At 63.1% G+C, this 24,483-nt stretch carries 25 protein-coding genes; 11 read left to right on the top strand and 14 right to left on the bottom strand.

Annotation, left to right across the window (positions count from 1 at the left end):
- Positions 1–18 precede the first annotated feature (18 nt).
- The 5 genes from J7655_RS18685 to J7655_RS18665 are packed head-to-tail and all read right to left on the bottom strand — an operon-like array spanning position 19 to position 6,197.
- Positions 19–1,752: an acetyl/propionyl/methylcrotonyl-CoA carboxylase subunit alpha gene (locus J7655_RS18685; RefSeq protein ID WP_230925695.1), complete on the bottom strand. Its 1,734-nt coding sequence runs from the start codon at positions 1,750–1,752 to the stop codon at positions 19–21.
- Positions 1,749–3,362 (bottom strand): 5-oxoprolinase subunit B/C family protein, encoded by a 1,614-nt coding sequence (locus J7655_RS18680; protein WP_230925694.1) that lies wholly within the window; start codon positions 3,360–3,362, stop codon positions 1,749–1,751. The genes J7655_RS18685 and J7655_RS18680 overlap by 4 nt, the downstream gene beginning before the upstream one ends.
- Positions 3,363–3,371: 9 nt before the next feature.
- Positions 3,372–4,178, bottom strand: a complete 807-nt coding sequence (locus tag J7655_RS18675; protein ID WP_230925693.1) for a putative hydro-lyase — start codon at positions 4,176–4,178, stop codon at positions 3,372–3,374.
- Positions 4,175–4,945 (bottom strand): LamB/YcsF family protein, encoded by a 771-nt coding sequence (locus tag J7655_RS18670; RefSeq protein ID WP_230925692.1) that lies wholly within the window; start codon positions 4,943–4,945, stop codon positions 4,175–4,177. Before J7655_RS18670 ends, J7655_RS18675 begins: the two co-directional genes overlap by 4 nt.
- Positions 4,946–4,961: 16 nt before the next feature.
- Positions 4,962–6,197, bottom strand: a complete 1,236-nt coding sequence (locus tag J7655_RS18665; RefSeq protein ID WP_230925691.1) for an NRAMP family divalent metal transporter — start codon at positions 6,195–6,197, stop codon at positions 4,962–4,964.
- Between the two features lie 275 nt (positions 6,198–6,472).
- On the opposite strand from J7655_RS18665, the gene J7655_RS18660 reads away from it, so the two are divergent.
- From J7655_RS18660 to J7655_RS18640, 5 genes are all read left to right on the top strand, one after another.
- Positions 6,473–7,135: a GntR family transcriptional regulator gene (locus J7655_RS18660; RefSeq protein ID WP_230925690.1), complete on the top strand. Its 663-nt coding sequence runs from the start codon at positions 6,473–6,475 to the stop codon at positions 7,133–7,135.
- 270 nt (positions 7,136–7,405) lie between these two features.
- Complete coding sequence (locus J7655_RS18655; protein ID WP_004373486.1) at positions 7,406–8,002, top strand: aminodeoxychorismate/anthranilate synthase component II; 597 nt, start codon at positions 7,406–7,408, stop codon at positions 8,000–8,002.
- Positions 7,999–9,045 carry an anthranilate phosphoribosyltransferase gene (gene trpD / locus J7655_RS18650; protein WP_230925689.1) on the top strand — a complete coding sequence of 349 codons (1,047 nt, stop codon included), beginning with the start codon at positions 7,999–8,001 and terminating at the stop codon, positions 9,043–9,045. The genes J7655_RS18655 and trpD overlap by 4 nt, the downstream gene beginning before the upstream one ends.
- Positions 9,042–9,881: an indole-3-glycerol phosphate synthase TrpC gene (gene trpC / locus J7655_RS18645; protein WP_230925688.1), complete on the top strand. Its 840-nt coding sequence runs from the start codon at positions 9,042–9,044 to the stop codon at positions 9,879–9,881. Before trpD ends, trpC begins: the two co-directional genes overlap by 4 nt.
- A gap of 102 nt (positions 9,882–9,983) precedes the next feature.
- On the top strand, positions 9,984–11,396 hold the full coding sequence (locus tag J7655_RS18640; RefSeq protein ID WP_230925687.1) for an IS1182 family transposase: 1,413 nt from the start codon (positions 9,984–9,986) through the stop codon (positions 11,394–11,396).
- Between the two features lie 124 nt (positions 11,397–11,520).
- On the opposite strand, the gene crp is transcribed toward J7655_RS18640, so the two are convergent.
- On the bottom strand, positions 11,521–12,165 hold the full coding sequence (gene crp, locus J7655_RS18635) for a cAMP-activated global transcriptional regulator CRP (RefSeq protein WP_230925686.1): 645 nt from the start codon (positions 12,163–12,165) through the stop codon (positions 11,521–11,523).
- A 233-nt stretch (positions 12,166–12,398) separates the two neighbouring features.
- Between crp and J7655_RS18630 the strand changes: the two genes are divergently transcribed.
- The gene (locus J7655_RS18630; protein WP_160019906.1) at positions 12,399–12,821 is read left to right on the top strand and encodes an OsmC family protein; all 423 of its coding nucleotides are present in this window, start codon (positions 12,399–12,401) and stop codon (positions 12,819–12,821) included.
- 46 nt (positions 12,822–12,867) lie between these two features.
- On the opposite strand, the gene coq7 is transcribed toward J7655_RS18630, so the two are convergent.
- Positions 12,868–13,515, bottom strand: a complete 648-nt coding sequence (gene coq7 / locus J7655_RS18625; RefSeq protein ID WP_230925685.1) for a 2-polyprenyl-3-methyl-6-methoxy-1,4-benzoquinone monooxygenase — start codon at positions 13,513–13,515, stop codon at positions 12,868–12,870.
- 61 nt (positions 13,516–13,576) lie between these two features.
- Positions 13,577–14,404, bottom strand: coding sequence for a formylglycine-generating enzyme family protein (locus J7655_RS18620; protein ID WP_230925684.1), 828 nt, complete (start codon positions 14,402–14,404; stop codon positions 13,577–13,579).
- 122 nt (positions 14,405–14,526) lie between these two features.
- On the opposite strand from J7655_RS18620, the gene J7655_RS18615 reads away from it, so the two are divergent.
- The gene (locus J7655_RS18615) at positions 14,527–16,008 is read left to right on the top strand and encodes an AAA family ATPase (RefSeq protein WP_230925683.1); all 1,482 of its coding nucleotides are present in this window, start codon (positions 14,527–14,529) and stop codon (positions 16,006–16,008) included.
- On the opposite strand, the gene J7655_RS18610 is transcribed toward J7655_RS18615, so the two are convergent.
- The 5 genes from J7655_RS18610 to hemJ all read right to left on the bottom strand — a co-directional run bounded on the left by J7655_RS18610 (position 16,009) and on the right by hemJ (position 20,555).
- A complete protein-coding gene (locus tag J7655_RS18610; protein WP_230925682.1) occupies positions 16,009–16,797 on the bottom strand; it encodes an SDR family NAD(P)-dependent oxidoreductase in 789 nt (262 codons plus the stop codon).
- Between the two features lie 9 nt (positions 16,798–16,806).
- A complete protein-coding gene (locus J7655_RS18605) occupies positions 16,807–17,775 on the bottom strand; it encodes a DUF805 domain-containing protein (RefSeq protein WP_230925681.1) in 969 nt (322 codons plus the stop codon).
- 119 nt (positions 17,776–17,894) lie between these two features.
- Positions 17,895–19,157, bottom strand: coding sequence for an alanine racemase (locus J7655_RS18600; protein ID WP_230925680.1), 1,263 nt, complete (start codon positions 19,155–19,157; stop codon positions 17,895–17,897).
- Positions 19,154–20,116, bottom strand: coding sequence for an NAD(P)H-dependent flavin oxidoreductase (locus tag J7655_RS18595; protein ID WP_230925679.1), 963 nt, complete (start codon positions 20,114–20,116; stop codon positions 19,154–19,156). The genes J7655_RS18600 and J7655_RS18595 overlap by 4 nt, the downstream gene beginning before the upstream one ends.
- Positions 20,117–20,126: 10 nt before the next feature.
- Positions 20,127–20,555, bottom strand: coding sequence for a protoporphyrinogen oxidase HemJ (gene hemJ / locus J7655_RS18590; RefSeq protein ID WP_128578658.1), 429 nt, complete (start codon positions 20,553–20,555; stop codon positions 20,127–20,129).
- Between the two features lie 135 nt (positions 20,556–20,690).
- Here hemJ and argC point away from each other — a divergent pair, with 135 nt between their 5' ends.
- From argC to erpA, 4 genes are all read left to right on the top strand, one after another.
- Complete coding sequence (gene argC, locus J7655_RS18585; protein ID WP_230927754.1) at positions 20,691–21,725, top strand: N-acetyl-gamma-glutamyl-phosphate reductase; 1,035 nt, start codon at positions 20,691–20,693, stop codon at positions 21,723–21,725.
- A 62-nt stretch (positions 21,726–21,787) separates the two neighbouring features.
- Positions 21,788–22,465 carry a DUF6776 family protein gene (locus tag J7655_RS18580; RefSeq protein ID WP_230925678.1) on the top strand — a complete coding sequence of 226 codons (678 nt, stop codon included), beginning with the start codon at positions 21,788–21,790 and terminating at the stop codon, positions 22,463–22,465.
- Complete coding sequence (locus tag J7655_RS18575) at positions 22,455–22,865, top strand: bactofilin family protein (RefSeq protein WP_230925677.1); 411 nt, start codon at positions 22,455–22,457, stop codon at positions 22,863–22,865. The genes J7655_RS18580 and J7655_RS18575 overlap by 11 nt, the downstream gene beginning before the upstream one ends.
- Before the next feature lie 126 nt (positions 22,866–22,991).
- The gene (gene erpA / locus J7655_RS18570) at positions 22,992–23,342 is read left to right on the top strand and encodes an iron-sulfur cluster insertion protein ErpA (protein ID WP_230925676.1); all 351 of its coding nucleotides are present in this window, start codon (positions 22,992–22,994) and stop codon (positions 23,340–23,342) included.
- Positions 23,343–23,391: 49 nt separating this feature from the next.
- Here the strand turns inward: erpA and J7655_RS18565 are convergent, their stop codons facing one another.
- Positions 23,392–24,483 carry an anhydro-N-acetylmuramic acid kinase gene (locus J7655_RS18565; RefSeq protein WP_230925675.1) on the bottom strand — a complete coding sequence of 364 codons (1,092 nt, stop codon included), beginning with the start codon at positions 24,481–24,483 and terminating at the stop codon, positions 23,392–23,394.

Raw genomic sequence — 24,483 nt, 5'->3', positions numbered from 1 at the left:
CGATACCCGGGGCTGATCTCAGCCTTCCAGCTTTGCCAACGCCACACCCGCATCCAGATAAGCCCCTGCCTGTTCACGAATGCGTAAGGTGCCGTCCGTGGGGGCGATGACCTGGGTTTCCATCTTCATGGCTTCCATCACCGCGATCACCTCGCCGGCGTTGACCTGGGCGCCGTCCTCAACCAGCCAGGCGTGCAGGTTGCCGGAAATCGGCGCGCTGATCAGGCCTTCTTCGGCATCCGGTGCGGTAGCCAGAGGTGTTGCCTGGGCGCTGCCGCCCAACGGCGCCAACCCTTGTAGCAGGGCGCTCGGCAGGCCCAGTTCGTGGCGTTTGCCGTCGATCTCGATAAAGGTGCGCAGCACCGTATCGCCAGCAGCCGGCAAGGTGCGCGGTGCCAGGGTGATCTGCTCGGCGAAGTCGGTTTCTATCCAGCGCGTGTGCACGGCGAAGCGCTCGTGGCCGGTGAAATCGTCGTGATCCATCACCGCACGGTGGAACGGCAGCACCGAGGCGATGCCGTCGATCTGGAACTCGGCCAGGGCACGGCGCGCACGGACGATGGCCTGTTCGCGGGTGGCGCCGGTGACGATCAGCTTGGCCATCATCGAGTCGAAGGTGCCAGGCACGCTGGAGCCGCTTTCCACGCCGCTGTCCAGGCGCACGCCCGGGCCGCTCGGGGCGCGGAATTCGCTGATCTTGCCGGGGGTGGGCAGGAAGCCCTTGCCGGCGTCTTCGGCGTTGATACGGAACTCGAAGCTGTGGCCGCGCGGCGTCGGTGTTTCAGTGAACGAGAGCGGCAGTCCGTCGGCGACGCGCAGTTGCTCAATCACCAGATCGACCCCAGCGGTTTCCTCGGTGACCGGGTGCTCGACCTGCAGGCGGGTGTTCACTTCCAGAAACGACAGGGTGCCATCGGCGCTGAGCAGGTATTCCACGGTGCCGGCGCCGACATAGCCGGCCTTGGCGCAAATGTCGTGGGCGGACTGGTGAATGCGCTGGCGCTGCTCATCGGTGATGAAGGGGGCTGGCGCTTCTTCCACCAGCTTCTGGTTGCGGCGTTGCAGCGAGCAGTCGCGGGTGCCAACCACCACCACCTTGCCGTGAGTGTCGGCGATCACCTGCGCTTCGATATGCCGTGGGCGGTCGAGGAACTGCTCGACGAAGCACTCACCACGGCCAAAGGCAGCCTCGGCTTCACGCACCGCTGAGGCGTACAGCTCGGCCACTTCGTCCATGCGCCAGGCGACCTTCATGCCGCGCCCGCCACCGCCGAATGCGGCCTTGATGGCGATGGGCAGACCGTGCTGCTCGGCAAAGGCCAGCACCTCGGCGGCGCTCTGCACCGGGCCGGGGGTGCCGGCTACCAGGGGCGCGCCGACCTGCTGGGCGAGCTTGCGCGCCTCGACCTTGTCGCCGAGCACGTCGATGGTGTCCGGGTTCGGGCCGATCCAGATCAGCCCGGCGCCTTGCACGGCACGGGCGAAGTCGGCGCGTTCGGAGAGAAAGCCGTAGCCGGGGTGCACGGCATCGGCGCCAGCGCGCTTGGCGATGGCCAGCAGCTTGTCGATGTTCAGGTAGGTATCAGCCGGGCGCTCGCCGTCCAGTGCGTAAGCTTCGTCGGCGTGGCGCACGTGCAGGGCGTCGATATCGGCATTGGCGTACACGGCCACGGAGGCCACGCCGTAATCACGGCAGGCGCGGGCGATGCGCACGGCGATTTCACCACGGTTGGCGATCAATACTTTTTTCATGGGATCTCTTTCGCGTCGGCAGTGGAAAGGAGCACGTCGGCCTGCAGTTCGGCGAACGCCTCGATTGGGTTGAAGCGGATCTGCGCGTTGATCGGGATTTGCCCGGCCAGATCCAGATGGTGGGGCGCTACGGCAGCGATTACCGGGTAGCCGCCAGTCAGCGGGTGGTCGGCGAGAAACAGCACCGGTTGGCCGTTGGCGGGCACCTGGATGGCGCCCAGTGAGGTGCCTTCGCTGGGCAACTCGTCATGGTTGCAGCGCTCCAGCGGCACCTCGCCTTCCAGGCGAATGCCGACCCGGTTGGATTGTGGCGTGACGCGCCAGAGTTGGTTGCTCAGGCGCTCGATGGCGGCTTGGGTGAACCAGTCGCTGCGCGGCCCCATGACTACATCCAGGGTGATCACGTCCTTGGCGGTCGGCAGCTCGAATGCCGGGCCTTCGCTCATCGATACGCTGCTGCCGACATTGATCGTTTCGACGCCCAGGCGGTCACCGGCCTTCAGTGGCGTCGGGCCGACCTGGGCCAGGCTGTCGTAGGACAGGCTGCCCAGCACCGGCGTGACCTGAAAGCCGCCGCGAATCGCCAGGTAACTGCGCAGCCCGGCCTGGGGCGCGCCGAGGCTGACGCGGTCGCCGTCGTCCAGTTCGATGGGCTGATAATTACCCGGCTGCCATTGCAGGCCGCTGGCGGTGATGACGGTGATGGGCGTTTGCGCGCCGCTAACTGCGATGATCGTGCGGCCGTGGCAGACGAAGCTCAGGCCGCCGAGCACCACTTCCAGGCAGGCGCAGGCCGAGTCGTTGCCCACCACGCGATTGGCGGCGCGCAGGGCGCCGCGATCCAGCGCGCCAGACATCGACACGCCTTGGTCGGTATGGCCGGCGCGGCCCAGGTCCTGCAGCACGGTTTGCAGGCCGGGGCTGAGGATTTCCAGATAAGCGTCGGTTCGTATTCCACCGTTAGTTGGCTGCTCGTGCGTTGGCAGGCCGCCAGCCGGCAGCGGGCCGGCATCCTGAAAGCGCACTTTGTAGCCTGGGCGCAGCAGGGCTGGTTCATCACGGCCCAGGTCCCACATCTGCAAGGGCGTGACGCCGATGATCTGCCAGCCTCCAGGGCTGGCCTTGGGGTAGATGCCGCTGAAGTTGCCGGCCAACGCCACGGCACCGGCAGGAATGCGGGTGCGCGGCGTCTGCCGGCGCGGCACCTGGAAGTTGGCGCCGCCGGTCAGGTAACCGAAACCAGGGGCGAAGCCACAGAAAGCCACTTCGTAATCGGTGCTGGTGTGGCGGCGCACCACTTCCTCACGGCTGATGCCGAGCAGGCTTGCGACCTCGTCGAGATCCTCGCCGTTGTAATGCACGGGGATTTCGACACGCCGACTTTCGCGGGCGCTGCGCTGGCTCAGGTCGCGGCGGGCGATGTCATCGATCAGCGCCTGGCGCTCGATGGCGCAGGGCCGGTACTGGATCAGCAGGGTACGGGCCGCTGGGACGATTTCCTCGACGCCGGCGATGGGCTCGGCCTGCAGGGCAGCGAACAGCGCCAGGGTTTCATCGAGATCCTGCAGCTCGACGAGCAGCGTATCGAGGTTGGCGGGGAGAAAACGCAAGACAACCTCCTAGACGTGGTACGTGCTGTCGGGCACGTCGGTGATGAACATATGCCCCGGCGAATGGGTGATGGCGAAGGGTACGCCGGAGGCCATGACCGCCGCCTGGGGCGTCACGCCGCAGGCCCAGAACACCGGCACCTCACCGGGCTCGATACGCACCGCGTCGCCGAAATCCGGCTTGTGCAGGTCTTTGATGCCCAGCCGCTCCGGCTCGCCGATATGCACCGGGGCGCCGTGCACCGAGGGATAGCGCCCGGAAATGCCAGCCGCCTCGGCGACGCGATCCGCCGGGATCGGCCGCATCGACACCACCATCTCGCCATGCAGGCGACCCGCCGGGCGGCAGGCGCGGTTGCTGCGGTACATCGGCACGTTGCAGCCATCGGTGATATGCCGCACGTCGATGCCGGCTTCCTGCAGGGCTGTCTCGAAGGTGAAGCTGCAGCCAATCAGAAACGCCACCATATCCGGGTATTCGGCCCAGGCGGCGGTGGCGTCGCTGACTTCCTCGGCGAGCTTGCCGTCACGCCAGATGCGGTACATCGGCAGGTCGGTGCGCAGGTCGGCGCCTTCGGCCAGTACCGTGTGCGGGCTGCCGGCGTCGCTCACGTCGAGCACCGGGCAGGCCTTGGGGTTGCGCTGGGCGTAGAGCAGAAAGTCATAGGCCCAGTCACGGGGCAGGGCGATCAGGTTGGCCTGGGTCATGCCCGGCGCGATACCGGCCGTAGGCGCGACGCGGCCGTTGCGGTACTCGGCGCGGGCCTGGCGGGCGGCGGCAATGGCCGCCTGTTGGGCGCGTTGGAGGGCGTTCATCGGGCGGCTCCGGCGAAAGATTGTAGGGATACGCCGGACTGCTCCAGCAACTGGCGCACCTCGCGGGCCATCTGGATGGCGCCGGGGCTGTCGCCGTGCACGCAGATGGAGTCGGCTTCGATGCGGGTGACGCTGCCGTCGATGGCTTCGACCTCGCCGCTTTGCACCAGGCGCAGCATACGTTGCGCCACCTGATCGGCGTCGTGCAGCACGGCGCCCGGCTCGCGGCGCGACACCAGGGTGCCTTGCGGCGTGTAGGCGCGGTCGGCGAAGGCTTCGGCGATGCAGGTAAGGCCTTCGCCACGGGCCAGTTCGATCAGCTTTGAGCCGGCCAGGGCGACCAGCACCAGGTTCGGGTCGACGGCGCGGATCGCCTCGATCACCGCCAGGGCCTGGCGCCTGTCGTGGGCAATGGTGTTGTACAGCGCGCCGTGGGGTTTCACGTAGCGCACCGATGTACCGGCGGCAGTGGCCAGGGCCTGCAGGGCGCCGATCTGGTAGATCACGTCGGCGCTCAGCTCGTCGCTGGCGATATCCATGTTGCGGCGCCCGAAGCCGACCAGGTCCGGGTAGGCGACATGGGCGCCGATGGTCACGCCCTTGGCCGCGGCGGCCTTGAGGGTACGCAGGATGCCGGCCGGGTCGCCGGCGTGGAAACCACAGGCGACGTTGGCGCTGGTGACGATATCGAGCATCGCGGCATCGTCGCCCATGCACCACTGGCCGAAGCTCTCGCCCAGGTCGCTGTTGAGGTCGATGGTTGGCATGTCGGGTCTCCTGAAGTCAGGCCACGTTGAGGAAGGCGAAAATCGGACCGACCGATTTGGCCGCCATGTACCAGGTCAGGATGCAGGTAACGGCACCCAGGATCAGCAACCAGCGCGGATAGTGGTAGCCGCCCATCAGGTCGGACCGACGCCAGCCGACGTAGACGAAGATGCTCAGGCCAATCGGCAGAATCAGGCCGTTGAAGCCGCCCGCGAACACCAGCAGAGCGGCTGGCGCAGTGCCGAGCATGAGATAAACGCTCAGCGACAAGGCAATGAACAACACCGTAGCGCGGTTACGCCCGCGTTCGCTGATGCCAGGCATGAAGGCGGTGATGAAGGACATCGAGGTATAGGCCGCGCCGATCACGCTGGTGATGGCCGCAGCCCAGAGTACCAGGCCGAAAGTCCGCAGGCCGAGTTGGCCCGCCGCCGCCTGGAAGGCCTGCGCCGCCGGATTGGCGCCCTGGCCGGAGGTATCGATGACCACACCGCTGGCAGCGACGCCGAGAATCGCCAGGAACAGCACGTAGCGCATCACGCCGGTGACCGCGATGCCACTCAGCGCTGCCTTGGTGACTTCCTGCACATGCTCCTCGCCAACCAGGCCGCGATCGAGCAGGCGGTGCGCGCCGGCGTAGGTGATATAGCCACCCACGGTGCCGCCGACGATGGTAGTGATGGTGGCGAAGTTGATCGTGTCCGGCCACACGGTCTGGCGCAGCGCCTCGCCAAGCGGCGGATTGGAGGCGAAGGCGACGAACAGGGTGAGCAGGATCATCAACAGGCCCAGCACCACGATCAGGCGGTCGACGGCGATGCCGGCGCGCTTGGACAGGAAGATGCCGATGGCGATGAGCGCACTGAGGCCGCCACCCCATTTCGGATCCAGTCCCATCAGCGCATTTAGGCCCAGGCCGGCACCAGCGATGTTGCCGACGTTGAACACTAGCCCGCCGAAGATCACCAGCACCGCCAGCAGGTAGCCGCTACCGGGAATTGCCGCGTTGGCCAGATCCGAGGCGCGCATGCGGGTCAGGGTGACGATACGCCAGACGTTCAGCTGGACCACGAAGTCGATGAGGATCGAAGCGAGGATGCCGAAGGCAAAGGCGGCGCCCATGGTCGCGGTGAAGGTGGCGGTCTGGGTGATGAAGCCGGGGCCAATGGCCGAAGTGGCCATCAGGAAAATGGCCGCGATCAATGATGAGCGGCGTGAGCGGGCGAAGTCAGCGGTGGTCTGGGCTTGCATGGGGCGCTCCTGGATGGGGGAGGATCTGTTGTCCATGACAAGGCAATCACTGTGCCAATACCCTTCGAATCGGCCTGAGTTGTTGATTAATGCTGATCATATTGTTCAACAATAAATATTTTATGGTTCATCAATATGCACTATTTTGTTACCTAATTACTCGCTTGTGTTCCATTGCTGTGCATCTGGTGACACCCGGCAGCGCTTGCTTCAGGGGGCGGACTCATGGAGCATCTGCGGGCCCCGCAGCCCCGCCAACCGTAATGGACGGAACGATGAGCAAAGACACGCCTGACAATCCGCGCACTCTTGGCGAAACAGTGACGGCCGAAATCCGCCGCAAGCTGGTCGATGGTGAGCTGGTGCCTGGTCAGCGCCTGTCCGAGGCGGCGCTGAGCGAGAGCCTGGATATTTCCCGCAATACCCTGCGCGAGGCCTTCCGTGTGCTGACCCAGGAAGGTCTGCTCAAGCACGAGCCCAATCGTGGCGTGTTCGTCGCCGTACCGGATATGGCTTCGATCATCGATATCTACCGGGTGCGCCGGTTCATCGAATGCCAGGCACTGGCTCAGGCCTACCCCAAGCATCCCGCCGTGCAACGCATGGCGCAGGCCGTAGCCGCAGCCGAACGTTGTCGTGAAGCGCAGGACTGGAGCGGCGCGGGGACCGCCAACATGGCGTTTCACGCCGCCATCGTCGAACTGGCCGACAGTGAGCGCCTCAATACCTTCTATGCTCATCTGTCCGCCGAGCTGCGCCTGGCCTTCGGTCTGCTCAACGATGCCGAGTTCCTCCATTCGCCCTACATCGACATGAATGCGGCAATTCTCCAGCGCCTCGAAGCCGGGCAGGCTCAGGAGGCTGCGCAGGCGCTTGATGCCTACCTGGTGCAGTCCGAACGCACCGTACTGGCTGCCTATGCGCGTCGCGCACGTTGATCCGCCGCTCACGGTTGCGCACGGCCATGAGCTGGGCTACTGTGCGGCAATCGTGACGCGAGATACCCCTGTGACCTTCAGCAGCACCCTTCTGATGCGTGTCCTCAAGGCCCTGGCCCGTTGGCGCTGGCGCGCCTGACCTTTCCCTTGCCGGCCCGGCCGGTTCGTTATCGTTCGCCCCCGTTGTTTCCCCTGTCATCGAGCCGTGCTCGGGCGTGAAACCTGTTATTCGGGGCTACCAAGGCAGTACATCAAGAGGCAATGCATACCATGCTGCTGATGATCGACAACTACGATTCCTTTACCTACAACGTCGTGCAGTACCTAGGTGAGCTGGGCGCTGACGTGCACGTGATTCGCAACGACGAATTGAGCATCGCCGAGATCGAAGCACTGAAGCCCGAGCGCATCGTCGTCTCGCCGGGGCCGTGCACGCCGACCGAAGCGGGCGTGTCCATCGAGGCCATCCTGCATTTCGCCGGCAAGCTGCCGATCCTCGGCGTCTGCCTCGGCCACCAGAGCATCGGCCAGGCCTATGGCGGCGACGTGGTGCGCGCGCGCCAGGTGATGCACGGCAAGACCAGCCCGGTGTTCCATGCAGACAAGGGCGTGTTCGCCGGCCTCAACAACCCGCTCACAGTGACCCGCTATCATTCCCTCGTGGTCAAGCGCGAGACCCTGCCGGACTGCCTGGAAATCACCGCCTGGACGCAGCATGAAGACGGCTCGGTCGACGAGATCATGGGCCTGCGCCACAAGACCCTGAACGTCGAGGGCGTGCAGTTCCACCCCGAGTCCATCCTCACCGAGCAGGGCCACGAACTGTTCGCCAACTTCCTCAAACAGACCGGAGGCGTGCGCGCATGAATATCAAGGAAGCCCTCAACCGCATCGTCGCCCAGCTCGACCTGACCACCGAGGAAATGCAGGCGGTCATGCGCGAGATCATGACCGGCCAATGCACCGACGCGCAGATCGGCGCCTTCCTCATGGGCATGCGCATGAAGAGCGAGACCATCGACGAGATCGTCGGTGCCGCCAGTGTCATGCGTGAGCTGGCTGCGCCGGTGGTGATCGATGCCGAGCGCCTGGTCGACACCTGCGGTACCGGCGGCGATGGTATGAACATCTTCAACGTCTCCACTGCGGCGGCCTTCGTCGTCGCGGCGGCGGGCGGCAAGGTGGCCAAGCACGGCAACCGCGCGGTGTCCGGCAAGAGCGGTAGCGCCGATCTGCTCGAAGCGGCCGGTGTCTACCTGGGGCTCAAGCCCGAGCAGGTGGCGCGCTGCGTCGAAAGCGTCGGGGTCGGCTTCATGTTCGCCCCGTCGCATCACGGCGCGATGAAGCACGCTATTGGCCCGCGCCGCGAGCTGGGCCTGCGCACCATTTTCAACATGCTCGGCCCGATGACCAATCCGGCTGGCGCCAAGCATCAGGTCATCGGCGTATTCAGCCAGGCGCTGTGCCGGCCGATGGCCGAGGTGCTGCAGCGTCTGGGCAGCGAGCACGTGCTGGTGGTGCATGCGCAGGACGGCCTGGACGAGATCAGCCTGGCTGCACCGACCTTCGTCGCCGAGCTCAAGGACGGCAAGGTCAGCGAGTACCGCATCCAGCCCGAGGATTTCGGCATCAAGAGCCAGAGCCTGATCGGGCTGACCGTCGACAATGCCGAGCAGTCGCTGGAGCTGATCCGCGATGCCCTGGGCCGACGCAGGACCGACAATGGCCAGAAGGCTGCCGACATGATCGTGCTCAATGCGGGCGCCGCACTCTATGCTGCCGACCATGCCAGCAGCCTGCGCGAAGGCATCCAGCTGGCGCATGACGCCCTGCATACCGGCCTGGCGCGTGAGAAGCTGGAGGAGCTGGTGTCCTTTACTGCGGTATTCAAACAGGAGAACGAAGGGTGAGCGTACCAACCGTACTGGAGAAGATCGTCGCCCGTAAGTTCGAGGAAGTGGCCGCGCGGCGTGCCCAGGTCAGCCTGGCCGAGGTCGAGGCTGCTGCACGCAGTGCCGACGCACCGCGAGGCTTCGCCCGCGCACTGCTCGAGCAGGCGGCGCGCAAGCAGCCGGCGGTGATCGCCGAGATCAAGAAGGCCTCGCCGAGCAAGGGTGTGCTGCGCGCCGACTTCGTCCCGGCAGATATCGCCCGCAGCTACGAGTCAGGTGGCGCCACCTGCCTGTCGGTGCTGACCGATATCGACTTCTTTCAGGGTGCCGACCAGTACCTGCAACAGGCGCGCGCGGCCTGTGCGCTGCCGGTGATCCGCAAGGACTTCATGGTCGATCCGTACCAGATCGTCGAAGCCCGTGCGCTCGGCGCCGATTGCGTGCTGCTGATCGTTTCCTGCCTGGATGACGTGCGCATGGCCGAGCTGGCCTCGGTGGCCAGGGACGTCGGCCTCGACGTGCTGGTCGAGGTGCATGACGGCAACGAGCTGGAGCGGGCGCTGAACACGTTGGACACACCACTGGTGGGCATCAACAACCGCAACCTGCACACCTTCGATGTCAGCCTGGAAACCACCCTCGACCTGCTGCCGCGCATTCCGCGTGACCGCCTGGTGGTCACCGAGAGTGGCATTCTCAATCGCGCCGATGTCGAGCTGATGGAGATCAACGAGGTCTACGCCTTCCTCGTCGGCGAAGCCTTCATGCGTGCGGAAAGTCCGGGCAGCGAATTGCAGCGCCTGTTCTTTCCCGAGCGCGGGCGGCCAGCCGTGATCGGCACCGACCCCGAATAGCACGCATAAAAAAGCCGGCAATCACAGACTGTGTGAAAACCTAGCAGTCTGAGTGCAAGGTGAAGACAATGCCTCTATCGGTCGATAGGGGCATTGTTGTTTATGGGCTACATCAAGGGCGAAGGTCGTCAGCAAAGCAGCCTGTTTCCTCCCACATTGGAGGAGCTGGTACCGGAGGATCATCTGGTACGGGTGATCGAGGCCTATGTCGCTCGTCTGGATCTGCAGGCTCTGGGTTTCAGCAAGGCCGAGCCGCTCAAGACCGGACGTCCTGGCTATGATCCGGCGGATCTACTCAAGCTTTATCTATACGGTTACTTCCAGCGCATCCGCTCCTCCCGGCGCCTGGAAGCCGAGTGCCAGCGCAATGTCGAGGTGATGTGGCTGCTGGGCCGATTGGCTCCGGATTTCAAGACCATTGCCGATTTTCGCAAGGACAACAGTGCTGCTTTTCAAGCGACCTGCCGCACCTTCGTCCAGTTCTGTCGCCAGGTGGGACTGATCAGTGGGCAACTCGTGGCCATCGATGGCAGTAAGTTTCAGGCGGTTGCGTCGCAACGCAAGCATCTGAGCCTGACGAAGCTCAAGCGCCAACAAGCCAAACTGGAGGCGCAGATAAGCCGTTATCTGGCAGAACTGGACGAGGCTGACCGCAGTGAGGCGACTGAAGGGGTTGATCGCAGTGCGGTCAAGGCTGCGCTGCAGCACCTGAAGAGTCGACATGCCGATAACCTGACAGCCCAGGCGTTGATGGAGGTACAGGGGCTGGATCAGTTCGTCATGGGTGAGGATGAGGCCCGCATGATGCGTACCCACCAGGGGGCTCGCGTGGCTTATAACGTGCAAAGCGCGGTAGATGGCGAGCATGGGCTGATCCTGCATCATGCCGTCACTCAGGACGGTTGCGATAACCAGCAACTGGAACCGATGGCCAAGGCGATCCTAGAACAGGAAGAGCTGACGGTTACAGCCGATGCCGGCTACTCCAATGGTGAGCAGTTTCAAGCCTGTGATGATGCTGGGATTACGGCTTATGTGCCGGAGAATCGAGGCATCAATAACAAGGGCGACGACACGCCGCTATTCGATCGCAGCGCCTTCACCTACGACGCAAAAAACGACCAGTACCAATGCCCTGCGAGCCAGTGGCTAACACTCAAACAGGTCAGTGGCCTACAACGTATCTATGCCGCGCAAGGTGACTGCGAGGGCTGTCCATTGAAATCACGCTGCACCAAGGCCAAGCGCCGATACGTGACTCGGCATGTCCATGAAGCCGCATTCGAGCGCATGCATCAGCGGATGCAGGCGCATCCAGAGATGATGGTCAGGCGCCGATCCATCGTCGAACATCCCTTCGGCAATCTGAAGCAGTGGATTTTGGGTAATGGTCGCTTCCTGCTCCGACAACTGCGGGGAGCGCGGACGGAAATGGCCCTGGCGGTCAACGCCTACAACCTGAAACGAGCCATCAATGTGCTGGGTGCCCGTCGGTTGATCGAACTGTTGGGATAAGTCCCATCTTCTATTTCCAAACATCAAAAACACCAACGCCCCGAACCAGTCGGGGCGTTGGATTTGCCTACGGTCAGGGCGTTTTCACACAGCCTGATCAAGCCGGCTTTTTTGTGGGGCTGGTTCAGCGTGTGCCGAAAACCACCATGGTCTTGCCTTTGACGTGCACCAGACCCTGTTCCTCCAGGGACTTGAGTACACGGCCGACCATCTCCCGCGAGCAGCCGACGATGCGGCCGATTTCCTGACGGGTGATCTTGATCTGCATGCCATCCGGGTGAGTCATGGCGTCCGGTTGCTTGCACAGGTCGAGCAGGGTGCGCGCGACGCGGCCGGTGACATCGAGAAAGGCCAGGTCGCCGACCTTGCGCGTGGTATTGCGCAGGCGCTCGGCCATCTGACTGCCGAGGGCGAAGAGGATGTCCGGATCCTGCTGGGTCAGCTCGCGGAACTTGGCGTAGCTGATTTCCGCGACCTCGCATTCGGTCTTGGCGCGAACCCAGGCGCTACGCTCCTTGTCCGAGCCATCTTTCTCGAACAAGCCCATCTCGCCGAAGAAATCGCCGGCGTTGAGGTAGGCGATGATCATCTCGCGACCATCGTCATCTTCGATGAGGATGGTGACCGAGCCTTTGACGATGAAGAACAGGGTTTCGCAGCGATCGCCCGCGTAGATGATGGTGCTTTTGGCGGTGTAGCGACGACGATGACAATGCGCGAGGAGTTTATCGAGGTTCTTGATTTTAGGTGTAAGGGTAATAGCTACCATGCCCGAGTCCCGAATATGAAAAGTGAAGGCCTTTGTCCAACGGCAATTTCTTATTTGTTATCCGGCAAGTGTGCCAGCATTCCGGCGTCAGCTTAACAGACGCGATATAGGTGGGGGCTTTTTTGCGATATGCATAACACAACCTAAGGAAACATTAGCCCAATTGATGCACTCCGGGCTGCCTTGCGCCTGTGCTAATCTGCCGCACTTTGTAACTCAGGGAGCTAATATCGATGAAAGCGCGTGTGCAGTGGGCCGGTGAAGCTCTGTTCCTCGGCGAGTCTGGTAGTGGCCATGCCGTGGTGATGGATGGTCCGCCCGATGCCGGTGGCCGTAACCTCGGCGTTCGGCCGATGGAGATGTTGCTGATCGGCCTCGGTGGCTGCAGCAACTTCGATGTGGTCAGTATCCTGCGCAAGGGTCGCCAGCCGATAGAAAGCTGCGAAGTGTTCCTCGATGCCGAGCGTGCAGACGAGGAGCCCAAGGTGTTCACCAAGATTCACCTGCATTTCGTGGTCAAGGGCCGTGGGTTGAAAGAGGCCCAGGTGAAACGTGCGGTGGAGTTGTCGGCGGAAAAATACTGCTCGGCCTCGATCATGCTGGGCCGTGCTGGTGTCGATATCAGCCACGACTACGAAATCGTCGAACTGGGCTGAAGCCTGCTGGAAATGACGAGGGCGCCGATTGGCGCCCTCGTTCGTTTCAGATGCGGTAGGTGCTCTTGGTCATGACCTTCGATAGCAAGGTCATGCCGAACTTCACCGGCGTCGGAAAGCGTACACCACCGGCAGCCAGCGCGCTGTTGGCGTGCTGCTGCTCGTCGATACGCATCTGCTCGAGGATGGCGCGGGACTTGGCGTCATGCTCGGGCAGTTGCTCCAGGTGCTCGTCGAGGTGTTTGCACACCTGGTCTTCGGTGGCAGCGACGAAGCCCAGGCTGACGCGATCACTGACCAGCCCGGCTACTGCTCCCACGCCGAATGACAGGCCATAGAACAAGGGGTTGAGCACGCTCGGGTGGCTGCCCAGTTCACGAATGCGCTGTTCGCACCAGGCCAGGTGGTCGATCTCCTCATCGGCTGCATGTTCCATGGCGCTACGCACTTGCGGCAGCTTGGCGGTCAGCGCCTGCCCCTGATAGAGCGCCTGGGCGCAGACTTCGCCGGTGTGGTTGATACGCATCAGACCGGCGACATGGCGCGATTCCTCACTGCTCAGTTCCGCGTCATTCTGCACGATGGCAGGCGATGGCCGGCCTGACGCGCCGCTGAATGGCAGCAGCGTGCGCAGCGCAGCATCGGCTTGCAGCAGCAGGCGGTCGACGGGGGAATACTGGCGTTCGCTGGCCATGGGGCACCTCCAGAGGTCACAACAGCGCTAGTCTACTGCAAAGTCGCCAGATCGTCCGCGCTCAAGGTAATTCGCGCAATACGCGAAAGCCCAGGGCGTAGTCGCGATGCTGGGGTTGCTTGAGATCACGCAGGCTGCTGCGCAGGTAGCTGGGGCCGCTGTTCCAGGCGCCCCCGCGTACTACGCGCGGGCTGTTGTCGAGCAGGCTGGCACTGTGCAGTTCGCTGCCATCGAAACCTTGGGTGTAATTCGAGGCCGTCCACTCCCAGACATTGCCCGCTGTATCGTGCAGGCCGAAGCCATTGGCCGGGAACTGACCGACGGTGGCCGTCTTGTTGCGCGAGCTGGTGCAGCCACGGCAGTGAGCGCGTGGTGCCTGTTCGTTGCTATCGAGCTCGTCGCCCCACCAGTAGTAGCTCTGGCTGCCGCCACGCGCCGCATACTCCCATTCGGCTTCGGTCGGCAGGCGATAGCGCGCGCCGGTCTCGCGTGAAAGCCATTGCGTATAGGCGTGGGCATCGCGCCAGGATATGTGGATGACCGGGCGTTGCGCGGAAAGCCCCCAACCCTCGTTATCGGGCATGGGCAACTTGTTCGCTTCGGCGTACTTCTGCCAGTCGGCAAAGGTGACTTCGTAGCGACCGATGGCGAAGGGCTGATCGAAGACGATGAGGCGCGGCGGGCGCTCGTTGTCGTTGCCGCGACCGCTGGCATCGCCCATGGCAAACTCGCCAGCGGGAACAATCACCATTTCAGGGCCTTGGCCGCCGCTTGATAGCGGATCGCTGATGGCCTCAATGGCGACGGCCGCTCGGTTCACCAGCAGCGCACCAGTGACGATGGCAATGGAGACGACGGCTGTGACGCAGCGCGCTTTCAGCACTTGCACGGCGTGAGACCTGCGGCGACGATCTGTCCGTTCAGACGGTCCATGCTGTGAGCTCCGATTCTGCGAAATCGCGGATGGTAACCCTGCTTGTCCGGCTGGCCAAACTTCACAAGGAGCGGGTGTTGAAGAACGATATTCATGATCTCGGGCTGGTGCTCGATTCCAAGGTCAAGCTGGTGGTGATTGAGTCCTGGGACGAGTTGCGCGTGCTGGAAACCCTGACTGGCCTGGCGGTCAGGCGTGGCCTCGGCCTGCATACCTGGTCGGTGACCGAGGGCTTGCAGCGCCTGGGCTTCGGCGGCGCACCGGTCGACGCGTCGCCGACCCTGGAGCCGGAAGCGGCGCTGCGCATGATCAAGGCAGACCCGCAGCCGAACCTCTACGTGATGTGCGATCTGCATCCCTTTCTCGATGACAACCCCCTGCTGGTGCGCCTGCTCAAGGAAATCGCCATGAGCGAGGCGGCCCACAAGCCGACACTGGTGCTGGTGTCGCATGCGCTCAAACTGCCGGCCGAGGTGCAGCGTTACGCGGCGCGCTTCAGTCTCGCGCTGCCGTCGGAGGACGAGCTGCTGAGCATCGTGCGCGACGAGGCGACGCGCTGGAGCGAAGGCAATCGCGGTGCGCGCGTGCGCACCGACAATCGTACCCTGCAGCAGGTGGTCAAGAACCTGCGTGGCCTGAGTCATGCCGAGGCGCGGGCGCTGGCGCGCAATGTCATTTGCGACGACGGGGCGATCACTCAGGAAGACCTCCCCGAGCTGAACAAGACCAAGTTCCAGTTGCTGGATCTGGAGGGCGTGCTCAGCTTCGAATACGACACCGCGCGCTTCGCCGAAGTGGGAGGCCTGCTCAACCTCAAGCGCTGGCTGGCCGAGCGTCAGGCGGGTTTTCTCGAGGGCAAGGGCATCGATGCACCCAAGGGTGTGATGCTGGTCGGCGTGCAGGGCGGCGGCAAGAGTCTGGCCGCCAAGGCTGTTGCCGGGCTCTGGGGCCTGCCGCTGCTGCGCCTGGATTTCGCCTGCCTGTACAACAAGTTCTTCGGCGAGACCGAGCGCAACCTGCGCGAGGCGTTGCGCCTGGCCGAACAGATGGCGCCCTGCGTGCTGTGGATGGACGAGGTGGAGAAGGGCCTGGCCAGTGGCGAGCATGACGGAGGGGTGAGCCAGCGTGTATTGGGCACCCTGCTGACCTGGATGGCCGAGCGCAAGGCGCCGGTATTCGTCGTCGCCACGGCCAACGCCATCGATCGTCTGCCGCCAGAACTGGTGCGCAAGGGACGTTTCGATGAGCTGTTTTTCGTCGACCTGCCCAATGCCGAAGTACGTGCCGATATTTTCCGCATTCACCTGCAGCGCCGTGAGCTGGAACCATCGGGCTTCGATCTGGCACAACTGGCGGCTGCCAGCGAAGGTTATTCCGGGGCCGAGATCGAACAGGCGGTGGTCAGCGCGTTGTACGCCGGCCAGGCACAGCAACAGGCGGTCGATCAGGCGTTGTTGCTGCGCGCGCTACAGACCACCGCGCCGCTGTCGGTGGTGATGGCCGAGCGCTTGGCTGCGCTGCGCGCCTGGGCGGCTGGGCGGACGGTCAACGCTAGTTGATCAGGCGCCGGTGAAGGGACGGATCAGGCGAGCACTGAGTTTGCGCACCAGCCAGCGCGGCGCCAGGCGTGGGCTCAGGGTCAGCAGGCGATTGCGCCAGCCTGGGATGATAAGGGCGCGGTTCTTTTCCAAGGCACGAACGGTGATCAATGCGACTTCTTCGGCGCTCATCATCAGTTTGCCGGCACTGAGGCGTGTGACGTCCATCTGCGCACTGCGGAAAAAAGCACTATGCGTCGGGCCGGGGCAGAGCACCGAAACGCGCACGCCACGGCCTTTCAATTCTTCGCGAAGGCCTTCGGAAAAATGCAGGACATAGGTCTTGCTGGCGCAGTAACTGCTCATCCAGGGCCCCGGTTGAAAGGCTGCGACCGAGGCGACGTTGAGGATCTGCCCACCGCCGTGTTCGGCCATGCGCAAACCGAGCGCGTGACACAGTCGGGTCAGCGCCAGCACGTTGACTTCCAGCTGCTCCCGCTCGCGAGTCCAGTCCTGCTCCACGAAAGCGCCGGCGCAGCCCAGGCCGGCGTTGTTCACCAGCAGATCGATAGGCCACTGGCCTTCCTCCAGCTCCAGTAACAGGCCGGACAGCTGCAGGGGCTCGCTGAGGTCACAGAGACGAAACAGCACCTCGACGCCGAAGCGTTGGGCCAGTTCACAGGCGATACTCTCCAGGGCGTCACGTCGGCGGGCCACCAGAATCAGGTTGCGCCCCCGGCGCGCCAGGGCTTCGGCCAGCGCCAGACCGATGCCACTGGAGGCGCCAGTGATCAATGCATAACTGCGCATGGTCGGAGATTATTGCTCCTGATACTCGGCGGCCCGCTCGACATAGCTCTGATACTGGGGCAGGGCAATGGCAGCGACGATGCCGCTGATGGGCACCAGCAGGAACAACCAGGCCAGAACCTTGACGCCGGTGCTGTTCGGCGGTGGTGGCGGGCCGTAACGGTTGACGCCCTGGGTACCGGGAATGATCAGCATCAGCAGGGCGAATACGCTACCGATGACGGGGACAAAATTGAGCAGCCAGAGCCAGCCGGACCAGCCCATGTCGTGCAGGCGCTGGACGCCGATGAATACACCGATGACGATCATGGCGATCACCCCGACAGCCATGACCAGTGTGCCCAATGCACTGGACATGACCGAGACGCCGGCGAACAGCAGCGCCAGCGGCAACATGCACAGCAGCATGGCCATGGTCCAGCCCAGGTAACGTACCCGGCCGATCCGACCGTTGACGCTGAATACCTTGAGCTCCGAATACTGCGGCAGTTGTTCGGCGACATTGGCCTGTGGCGGTGCATACGGCGATGCGCCAGCCGCAACTGCTGCGACAACTGGCACTGGTGCAGCCTCGGCCAACTGTGCCTGACGCGCGAGGTATTTCTCGATGATGATGCCGCAGGCGGAACATTCAGCCGCCTTGGCTTGTTCATGGCCGCACTTCGGACAGCGCATGTTTGGCGTAGCGGCCTGATCAGCCTCGACGATTTCCGCCTCGGTCGGCACCAGGCTAAGGCTGGCCGCCTGATCCAGCTCCTTGCGTACATGGGCGCCGGCCTTCTGCAGGGCGTTCAGGTACTGCTCCGCCTCGCTCTCGCCTAGATCACGCTTGAGCGCGACCGAGGCTCCGCTGAACAGGCTGTCGATGCGTGCCCGGTCGCTTTTGAACAGGCGAGTCAGGTTTTCCTTGACTGTTTCCAGTGAGGCTTCGGGCATCAGCTGGCCGTCGAACACTATCTTGTAGCGCGGTTGGTTCATGCGGGCTTCCTTGTCGGCGGGAAGAGGGGGAATGGCGCGTCCTGTTGGCAGGCGAGGCATAAGCCTAGAGTGCCGCACGGCCAATATACAAGCAGCCTGACGTGCCGCAGTTGGGAAATTCAGGCGTTGCCAATTGTGCCCCAACGGCCGACCAGCTGGCCGCGGCGTAGTAGACGTAATTCGCTGAAATCATCGAGCAGGCCTTCGCTGATCGCCGGGCGCAGAAATACCCAGTCCCGGTCAGTCAGCTGTGTGGTCGCGCTGCCGATCAGGCGCTCCTGATTGGCGCTGCGACCGTACAGCTTGTCGTAGTCGAGCCCGGCGGGTGAAACCGGTTGTGCCGGCCAGCGACCGCCGTACAGGTAGTAGGCGTGCTGGCGGTTGGGGTTCCAGGCCTTCAGTAGTGGTTGCAGCGACTGCGCATAGGGCAGGGCGCCATCGAGTGCCTTGAGCACGGGGCTGGCAATCCACAGCGCGGGCTGATGCTCGTCCAGTAGCGCTGTATCGAACGCTGCAGGTTTGAGCAGGGCGGAGCCGACGGCAACCTCGTTCAGGGACGTCTGCTGCTGGGCGTGCAGCCGGTAAGTCAGGCTGCCGCCACCATTGAGCAGCGGCTCGGCCGGCCATAGCTCGGTGAATGTCTGTGCGCTGCTGATGAATTGGCGATAGCGCGCATCCGCATCGCGCAGTGCTTGTAACTGGCCCTGCCAGGGCGGGTTGTTGGCGACATGCGCGTCATAACCCATCAGCCCTTGCAGCGTCAGTGCCGGTAGGTGGCGCAACTGCTGCATGGCCTCAGCCAGTGCCTGTGGCGTGCCGAAACCGCCGCGCTTCAGGCCGATGTCGATTTCCAGAGCGATGCGCAGCGGTCGCCCCAGTGCCTTGGCCAGCTCGACATACTCCATCAGGCGCTGCTGGCTGTCGATCAGCCAGGTCACCTGACGGTCGGGGTCGAAATCCAGATGGTGCGGTAGCTGGCGATAGAAATTCAGTGCAGCAGCAACCGGCATGGGCTTGCCGAGCAGCAGATCAGCCTGGGCAAAGCTTCTGGCCAGACGATTGAGCTGTGGTTGATGAAAGACCATGAAGCGCTGAGTCTGAAGGCGCTTGGCCAGGTACTCCAGCAGGCCAATGCTGGCCAGCGACTTGGCCACCAGGCGCAACTGAAGACGGCCACCCAGTCGGGCAGCCAGCAGATCGGCGTTGGCGTCGAGCCTGTCCAGATCGAGCAGCAGCGTGGGCAGGCCATCGCCATCACGTTGCAGATGCCGGTTGAGCGCGGCGAAATAGACATCATGCTCGCGGCCTCGATCAGTTGGCCGCAGAGCCCAGCCGCCAAGCAGGCCGAGCGCACCCAACCCGAGCAGGTGGCGACGTTTCATCGCGGCCAGCGTTGGCCCAGTTGCTGGCTGCGTGTCAGGGCGGCACGGTATTCGCTATCGAGCCGCGTGACCAGCGCCTGCACCGAGGGCAGATCGTCGATGCCGCCGACGCCCTGGCCGGCCGACCACACGGTTTTCCAGGCTTTGGCTTCTTCGTCCATCGGCTTGAGCTTTTCGCCGTAATTGATATCGGCCTTGTTCTGCAGCTGTTTCAGGTCGTAGCCGGCCTGTTCCAGGCTCTGGCGCATAAAGCTGGCTGGCACGCCGGACACGGCTGGCGTATGGATGATGTCGGCAGCCCGCGCTTCGAGAATCATCGCCTTGTAATCGGCTGACGCATTGTTCTCGGTCGTGGCGATAAAGCGCGTACCCATATAGGCCAGGTCGGCGCCGAGCAACTGCGCCGCGAGGATTTCGTGGCCGTGATTGAGGCAACCGGACAGCAGTACGGTCTTGTCGAAGAACTGACGAATCTCGGCCAGCAGAGCGAAGGGGCTCCAGGTACCGGCGTGGCCGCCCGCGCCAGCGGCTACGGCAATCAGTCCGTCGACGCCCGCTTCGGCGGCTTTCTCGGCATGTCGACGGGTGGTTACGTCATGGAATACCAGGCCACCGTAGCTATGCACCGCGTCGACTACTTCCTTTACCGCGCCCAGGCTGGTGATAACGATGGGCACGCGGCGCTCGACGCAGATGGCCAGATCCGCCTGCAACCGTGGGTTGCTGTTATGCACGATCAGGTTGACGGCGAAGGGCGCGGCGTCAGCCGAGAGGCGGGCTTCGATCTCGTCGAGCCAGGCGGCGAAACCGGCGCTCTCGCGCTGGTTCAGGGCTGGAAAGCTGCCAACGATACCACTGTTGCAGCAGGCACTGACCAGGACCGGGTTGGACACCAGGAACATCGGTGCAGCCACCAGCGGCAGGCGCAGACGTTGTTCGAGCAAGGCAGGCAGCGACATGGCGAAGTCCTCAGAAGGGGCGCACGACAACCAGAATGACGATACCCAGCAGTGCTAGTACCGGAGCCTCATTGAACCAACGATAGAACACGTGACTGCGGCTGTTCTCGCCGCGAGCGAAGCGTTTGAGCTGAGCACCGCAGAGATGGTGATAAATCACCAGCGCCACCACCAGGGTGAGCTTGGCGTGCATCCAGCCTTGCGTGAAGTAGTACGCCGAATTGAGGCTGAGCAACCAGATGCCCAAGCCCAGGGTGGCGATCATCGACGGGATCATGATGCCGCGATACAGCTTGCGTTCCATGATGCAGAAGCGCTCGTGGCTGGTGGTGTCGTTGCTCATGGCGTGATAGACGAACAGGCGCGGCAGGTAGAACAGGCCGGCGAACCAGCAGACCATGGCGATGATGTGCAGGGCCTTGAGCCAGAGATAGAGCATTTTCACGTCTCACACTGAAAAAACGTTCTCGATAGTAGAGCTAGGCGACGGTCTGCGTCACCTCTGAGGTTGGAGCTTGGCCGATGCGGCTTTATCATCGGCAGCTTTCCAATGGATTTTGCAAAGGGGCAAGTGATGATCAAGGTCGGTATCGTCGGCGGCACGGGCTACACCGGTGTCGAACTGCTGCGTCTGCTGGCGCAACACCCGCAGGCAGAGGTGACCGTGATCACTTCCCGCTCCGAGGCCGGCCTGCGTGTCGACGAGATGTATCCCAATCTGCGCGGCCACTACCCTGATCTCGCCTTCAGCGTGCCGGACGTTGCGACGCTGGGCGCTTGCGATGTGGTGTTCTTCGCCACCCCGCATGGTGTGGCCCATGCCCTGGCTGGTGAGTTGCTCGCTGCCGGTACGCGGGTGATCGATCTGTCCGCCGATTTTCGTCTGCAGGACGCCGAGGAGTGGGCCAAGTGGTACGGCCAGCCGCACGGCGCCCCCGAGCTGCTGAGCGAGGCGGTGTATGGTCTGCCCGAGGTCAATCGTGAGGCAATCAAGACTGCGCGCTTGATCGCCGTACCCGGCTGCTACCCGACCGCTACTCAGCTGGGGCTGATCCCGTTGCTCGAAGCGGGCCTGGCCGAAACGAGTAGTCTGATCGCCGACTGCAAAAGTGGTGTCAGTGGTGCCGGTCGTGGCGCCAGTGTTGGCTCGCTGTTCTGCGAAGCGGGCGAGAGCATGAAGGCCTACTCGGTCAAGGGCCATCGCCACCTGCCGGAAATTCGCCAGGGTCTGCGCCAAGCTGCAGGTCATGATGTCGGTCTGACCTTCGTCCCGCACCTGACGCCAATGATTCGTGGCATCCACGCGACCCTCTATGCGCGCGTGGCCGATACCTCGGTCGATCTGCAGGCGTTGTTCGAGCAGCGTTATGCGGATGAGCCCTTCGTCGATGTAATGCCCGCGGGCAGCCACCCGGAAACCCGCAGCGTACGTGGCTGCAACGTGTGCCGCATCGCCGTGCATCGCCCGCAGGGCGGTGATCTGGTCGTGGTACTGTCGGTAATCGACAACCTGGTCAAGGGCGCTTCCGGTCAGGCGGTGCAGAACATGAATATCCTCTTCGGCCTCGATGAGCGTCTTGGTTTGTCACACGCGGCCTTGCTGCCGTGACACCGGGCTGGGAGGTTCGCCTCAGCGATCCGCGGCGTGAACGCAGGCGCCGCTGGTGGCTGTTGCTGCTGGCGTTGTGCATTCCGGCGGCCTTTGCCCTGGGATGGTACTGGCCGCAATCGCAGCCCCTGCACGCGCCCGAGGACACGCAGGCGTTACTGACCCGGCTTGCCGAGCAGGAGCAGGAGCTGGAGTTGCTGCGTCAGCGTCTTGCCGTAGTGGGTAGCAGTGACAAGGTCACGCAACAGGCCATGGAGCAGAATCGGCGCACCATCAAGTTGCTCGAGGAGCAAATTTTCAAGCAGCAGCAGGATCTGGCTTTCTACAAGGGCGTACTGGCTCCCGCCAGTCGTCGTGAAGGTATCCGGATTCGAACGTTTGAGTTGCAAGCCACAGATGAACCGCAGCTTTTTCGCTACAAGCTACTCATGAGTCGCGTCGGAAGCGGTGACGAAGCACTGCAGGGTCATTTACGCATTACTGTCGAAGGGCAGCACCATGGCAAAGCGGCCGCGCTGGAGCTGGCTGCGCTGTCTGACGAGGTGAGCGAGGAGAGCATTGCCTTCTCGTTCAAGCATTTTCAGTCCTTCCCAGATGCAGGGCGTTTTGGCGAGCTACGCCTGCCCGAAGACTTCGAGCCGCGTCAGGTCAAGGTGCAGGCGCAGGTCAAGGGTGACAAGGCGCTGACCCGTACATTCGAATGGATACAATCAGGAGCAACAGCCCCCCATGTGGAGTAAAGACAAGACCAAACCCGACTTGCAGCGTTTCAGTGGCAAGACCAGTCTCATTGCTGCTGGCGCCGAACTGATCGGCGACATGCGTTTTCAGGGCGCGGTGCAGGTAGACGGTCGAGTCAGCGGTAATTTGCTGGCCAGCGAAGGGCTGGTGCGTGTCAGTGTAGGGGGCCTGGTTGAAGGTGAGATACGCGCGCCCCACATCATCATTGACGGCGAGGTCAATGGTGACGTCTTCGCCAGTGGCCATCTCGAGCTGGGTTCACGCTCCAGAGTGCGTGGCAACCTGCATTACGGTCTGATGGAAATGGCCATGGGCGCACAGATCGAAGGGCGGCTGTGCCACCTCAAGGACGGCGAACGGCCGCTTGAGCTTCCGCCTGCACTGGAAAATGAGCAATAGTTGACCAATTTCGTAGGGCAAGCGGATAATGCGTGCCTATCAGGCCATCTTTCGTGCTGGCCCAGTATGCTGGTAGTTTTAACAGTCTGCTAAGGCAGTGTGGCGCATGGCGCCGGGAGTTATAGCATGAGCGTCGAAACCTTCACCCCTGCCCCCTTGCACTTTACCCAAGGTGCGGCCAGCAAGGTGAAGACCCTGGTCGATGAAGAAGGTAATCCGCGCCTGAAGCTGCGCGTGTTCGTCACGGGCGGTGGTTGCTCGGGCTTTCAGTATGGCTTCACCTTCGATGAGGATTTGGCCGAGGACGACACCATCGTCGAGCGTGAGGGCGTAAGCCTGGTGGTCGATGCCATGAGCTTCCAGTATCTGGTGGGTTCAGAAGTCGACTATCAGGAGGGGCTGGAGGGGTCGCGGTTCGTGATCAAGAATCCCAATGCCACCACCACCTGTGGTTGCGGCTCGTCCTTCTCGATCTGAAGTCTTGCCTGCATGATCAACGCCGCGCCCGAAGCGCGGCGTTTTCGTTTCAGGCTGGATAGATGGCGCCGAGAACGCGCAGTCCCCTCGCTCCGGTAACGCTCGGGCGATTGCCCGCAATCCCTTCGAGTGCGCAATGGGCGAGCCAGGCGAAGGCCATCGCTTCGACCCAGTCCGGATCCACCCCGGCGCTCGCAGTGCTGCTGACCTCGGTTTCGATCAGCATCTCGCTCAAGCGCTTCATCAGGCAAGTGTTGTGGGCGCCGCCACCACATACCAGCAATACATCGGTATGCGCTTGTGCATTGCGCAAGGCACCGATGATGCTGCATGCGGTGAGTTCTACCAGCGTCGCCTGAACATCTTCGCTGGGCAGCGTTGGCAGGGCCCGCAGGTGGCCAAGAAGCCAGTCTAGATTGAACAATTCGCGTCCGGTGCTCTTCGGCCCCTGGGTGGCGAAAAACGGATCGCTCAGCAGCCGTTTCAGCAGTTCTGCATTCACCTGGCCGCTGGATGCCCAGGCGCCGTTACGGTCAAAGGCCAGTCCCTGACAATATTGAATCCAGGCATCGAGCAAGACATTGCCGGGGCCGCTGTCGAAACCGAGTACCTCATGGCCAGGTGAAAGCAGGCTGAGGTTGCTGAAACCGCCAACGTTGAGCACGGCCACGTGCTTGTGACTATGGCTGAATAATGTCTCATGGAAGGCTGGAACCAGCGGAGCGCCCTGGCCACCGGCTGCCACGTCGCGGCGCCGAAAGTCGCCTATGACGCAAATGTCGGTCAGCTCTGCCAGGAGTGCCGGATTGCCGATCTGGATGGTGAAGCCACGTAGCGGCTCATGGCGTACGGTCTGACCATGGCTGCCAATGGCGCGAATCTGCTTTGCGCTCAGGTTTTGTTGCAGCAGTAATTCGTTGATGCCGGCAGCAGCCAGCTCGACCCAGCGCTGCTCGGCGATAGCTGCGCGGGCCAGCTCATCGTCGCCAGGGGTACACAGCGCCAGCAGTTCGCTGCGCAACTGTTCGGGCATTGGGCGGTAGAGCGTGGCGAGCAGATGAGGCCGCTGATTCTGATCGATCAGGGCGATGTCCAGCCCATCCAGGCTGGTGCCGGACATCACGCCAATATAAAGAGGCAC

The sequence above is a fragment of the Pseudomonas wenzhouensis genome (genome assembly GCF_021029445.1).
GTDB lineage: Bacteria > Pseudomonadota > Gammaproteobacteria > Pseudomonadales > Pseudomonadaceae > Aquipseudomonas > Aquipseudomonas wenzhouensis.
Note: the sequence above shows the minus strand (reverse complement) of the source record. Positions and strands in the feature narration are given on the sequence as shown.

What these genes read in the sequence shown, in the direction of transcription:
- J7655_RS18670 (WP_230925692.1), bottom strand. Translation starts at nt 4,945, where the DNA reads ATGCCAACCATCGACCTCAACAGCGACCTGGGCGAGAGCTTCGGCCAG.
- J7655_RS18600 (WP_230925680.1), bottom strand. Translation starts at nt 19,157, where the DNA reads ATGAAACGTCGCCACCTGCTCGGGTTGGGTGCGCTCGGCCTGCTTGGC.
- J7655_RS18605 (WP_230925681.1), bottom strand. Translation starts at nt 17,775, where the DNA reads ATGAACCAACCGCGCTACAAGATAGTGTTCGACGGCCAGCTGATGCCC.
- J7655_RS18655 (WP_004373486.1), top strand. Translation starts at nt 7,406, where the DNA reads ATGCTGCTGATGATCGACAACTACGATTCCTTTACCTACAACGTCGTG.
- coq7 (WP_230925685.1), bottom strand. Translation starts at nt 13,515, where the DNA reads ATGGCCAGCGAACGCCAGTATTCCCCCGTCGACCGCCTGCTGCTGCAA.
- J7655_RS18685 (WP_230925695.1), bottom strand. Translation starts at nt 1,752, where the DNA reads ATGAAAAAAGTATTGATCGCCAACCGTGGTGAAATCGCCGTGCGCATC.
- hemJ (WP_128578658.1), bottom strand. Translation starts at nt 20,555, where the DNA reads ATGCTCTATCTCTGGCTCAAGGCCCTGCACATCATCGCCATGGTCTGC.
- J7655_RS18595 (WP_230925679.1), bottom strand. Translation starts at nt 20,116, where the DNA reads ATGTCGCTGCCTGCCTTGCTCGAACAACGTCTGCGCCTGCCGCTGGTG.
- crp (WP_230925686.1), bottom strand. Translation starts at nt 12,165, where the DNA reads ATGGTAGCTATTACCCTTACACCTAAAATCAAGAACCTCGATAAACTC.
- J7655_RS18610 (WP_230925682.1), bottom strand. Translation starts at nt 16,797, where the DNA reads ATGCGCAGTTATGCATTGATCACTGGCGCCTCCAGTGGCATCGGTCTG.
- J7655_RS18575 (WP_230925677.1), top strand. Translation starts at nt 22,455, where the DNA reads ATGTGGAGTAAAGACAAGACCAAACCCGACTTGCAGCGTTTCAGTGGC.
- J7655_RS18630 (WP_160019906.1), top strand. Translation starts at nt 12,399, where the DNA reads ATGAAAGCGCGTGTGCAGTGGGCCGGTGAAGCTCTGTTCCTCGGCGAG.
- erpA (WP_230925676.1), top strand. Translation starts at nt 22,992, where the DNA reads ATGAGCGTCGAAACCTTCACCCCTGCCCCCTTGCACTTTACCCAAGGT.
- J7655_RS18660 (WP_230925690.1), top strand. Translation starts at nt 6,473, where the DNA reads ATGAGCAAAGACACGCCTGACAATCCGCGCACTCTTGGCGAAACAGTG.
- J7655_RS18665 (WP_230925691.1), bottom strand. Translation starts at nt 6,197, where the DNA reads ATGCAAGCCCAGACCACCGCTGACTTCGCCCGCTCACGCCGCTCATCA.
- trpD (WP_230925689.1), top strand. Translation starts at nt 7,999, where the DNA reads ATGAATATCAAGGAAGCCCTCAACCGCATCGTCGCCCAGCTCGACCTG.
- argC (WP_230927754.1), top strand. Translation starts at nt 20,691, where the DNA reads ATGATCAAGGTCGGTATCGTCGGCGGCACGGGCTACACCGGTGTCGAA.
- J7655_RS18675 (WP_230925693.1), bottom strand. Translation starts at nt 4,178, where the DNA reads ATGAACGCCCTCCAACGCGCCCAACAGGCGGCCATTGCCGCCGCCCGC.
- J7655_RS18640 (WP_230925687.1), top strand. Translation starts at nt 9,984, where the DNA reads ATGGGCTACATCAAGGGCGAAGGTCGTCAGCAAAGCAGCCTGTTTCCT.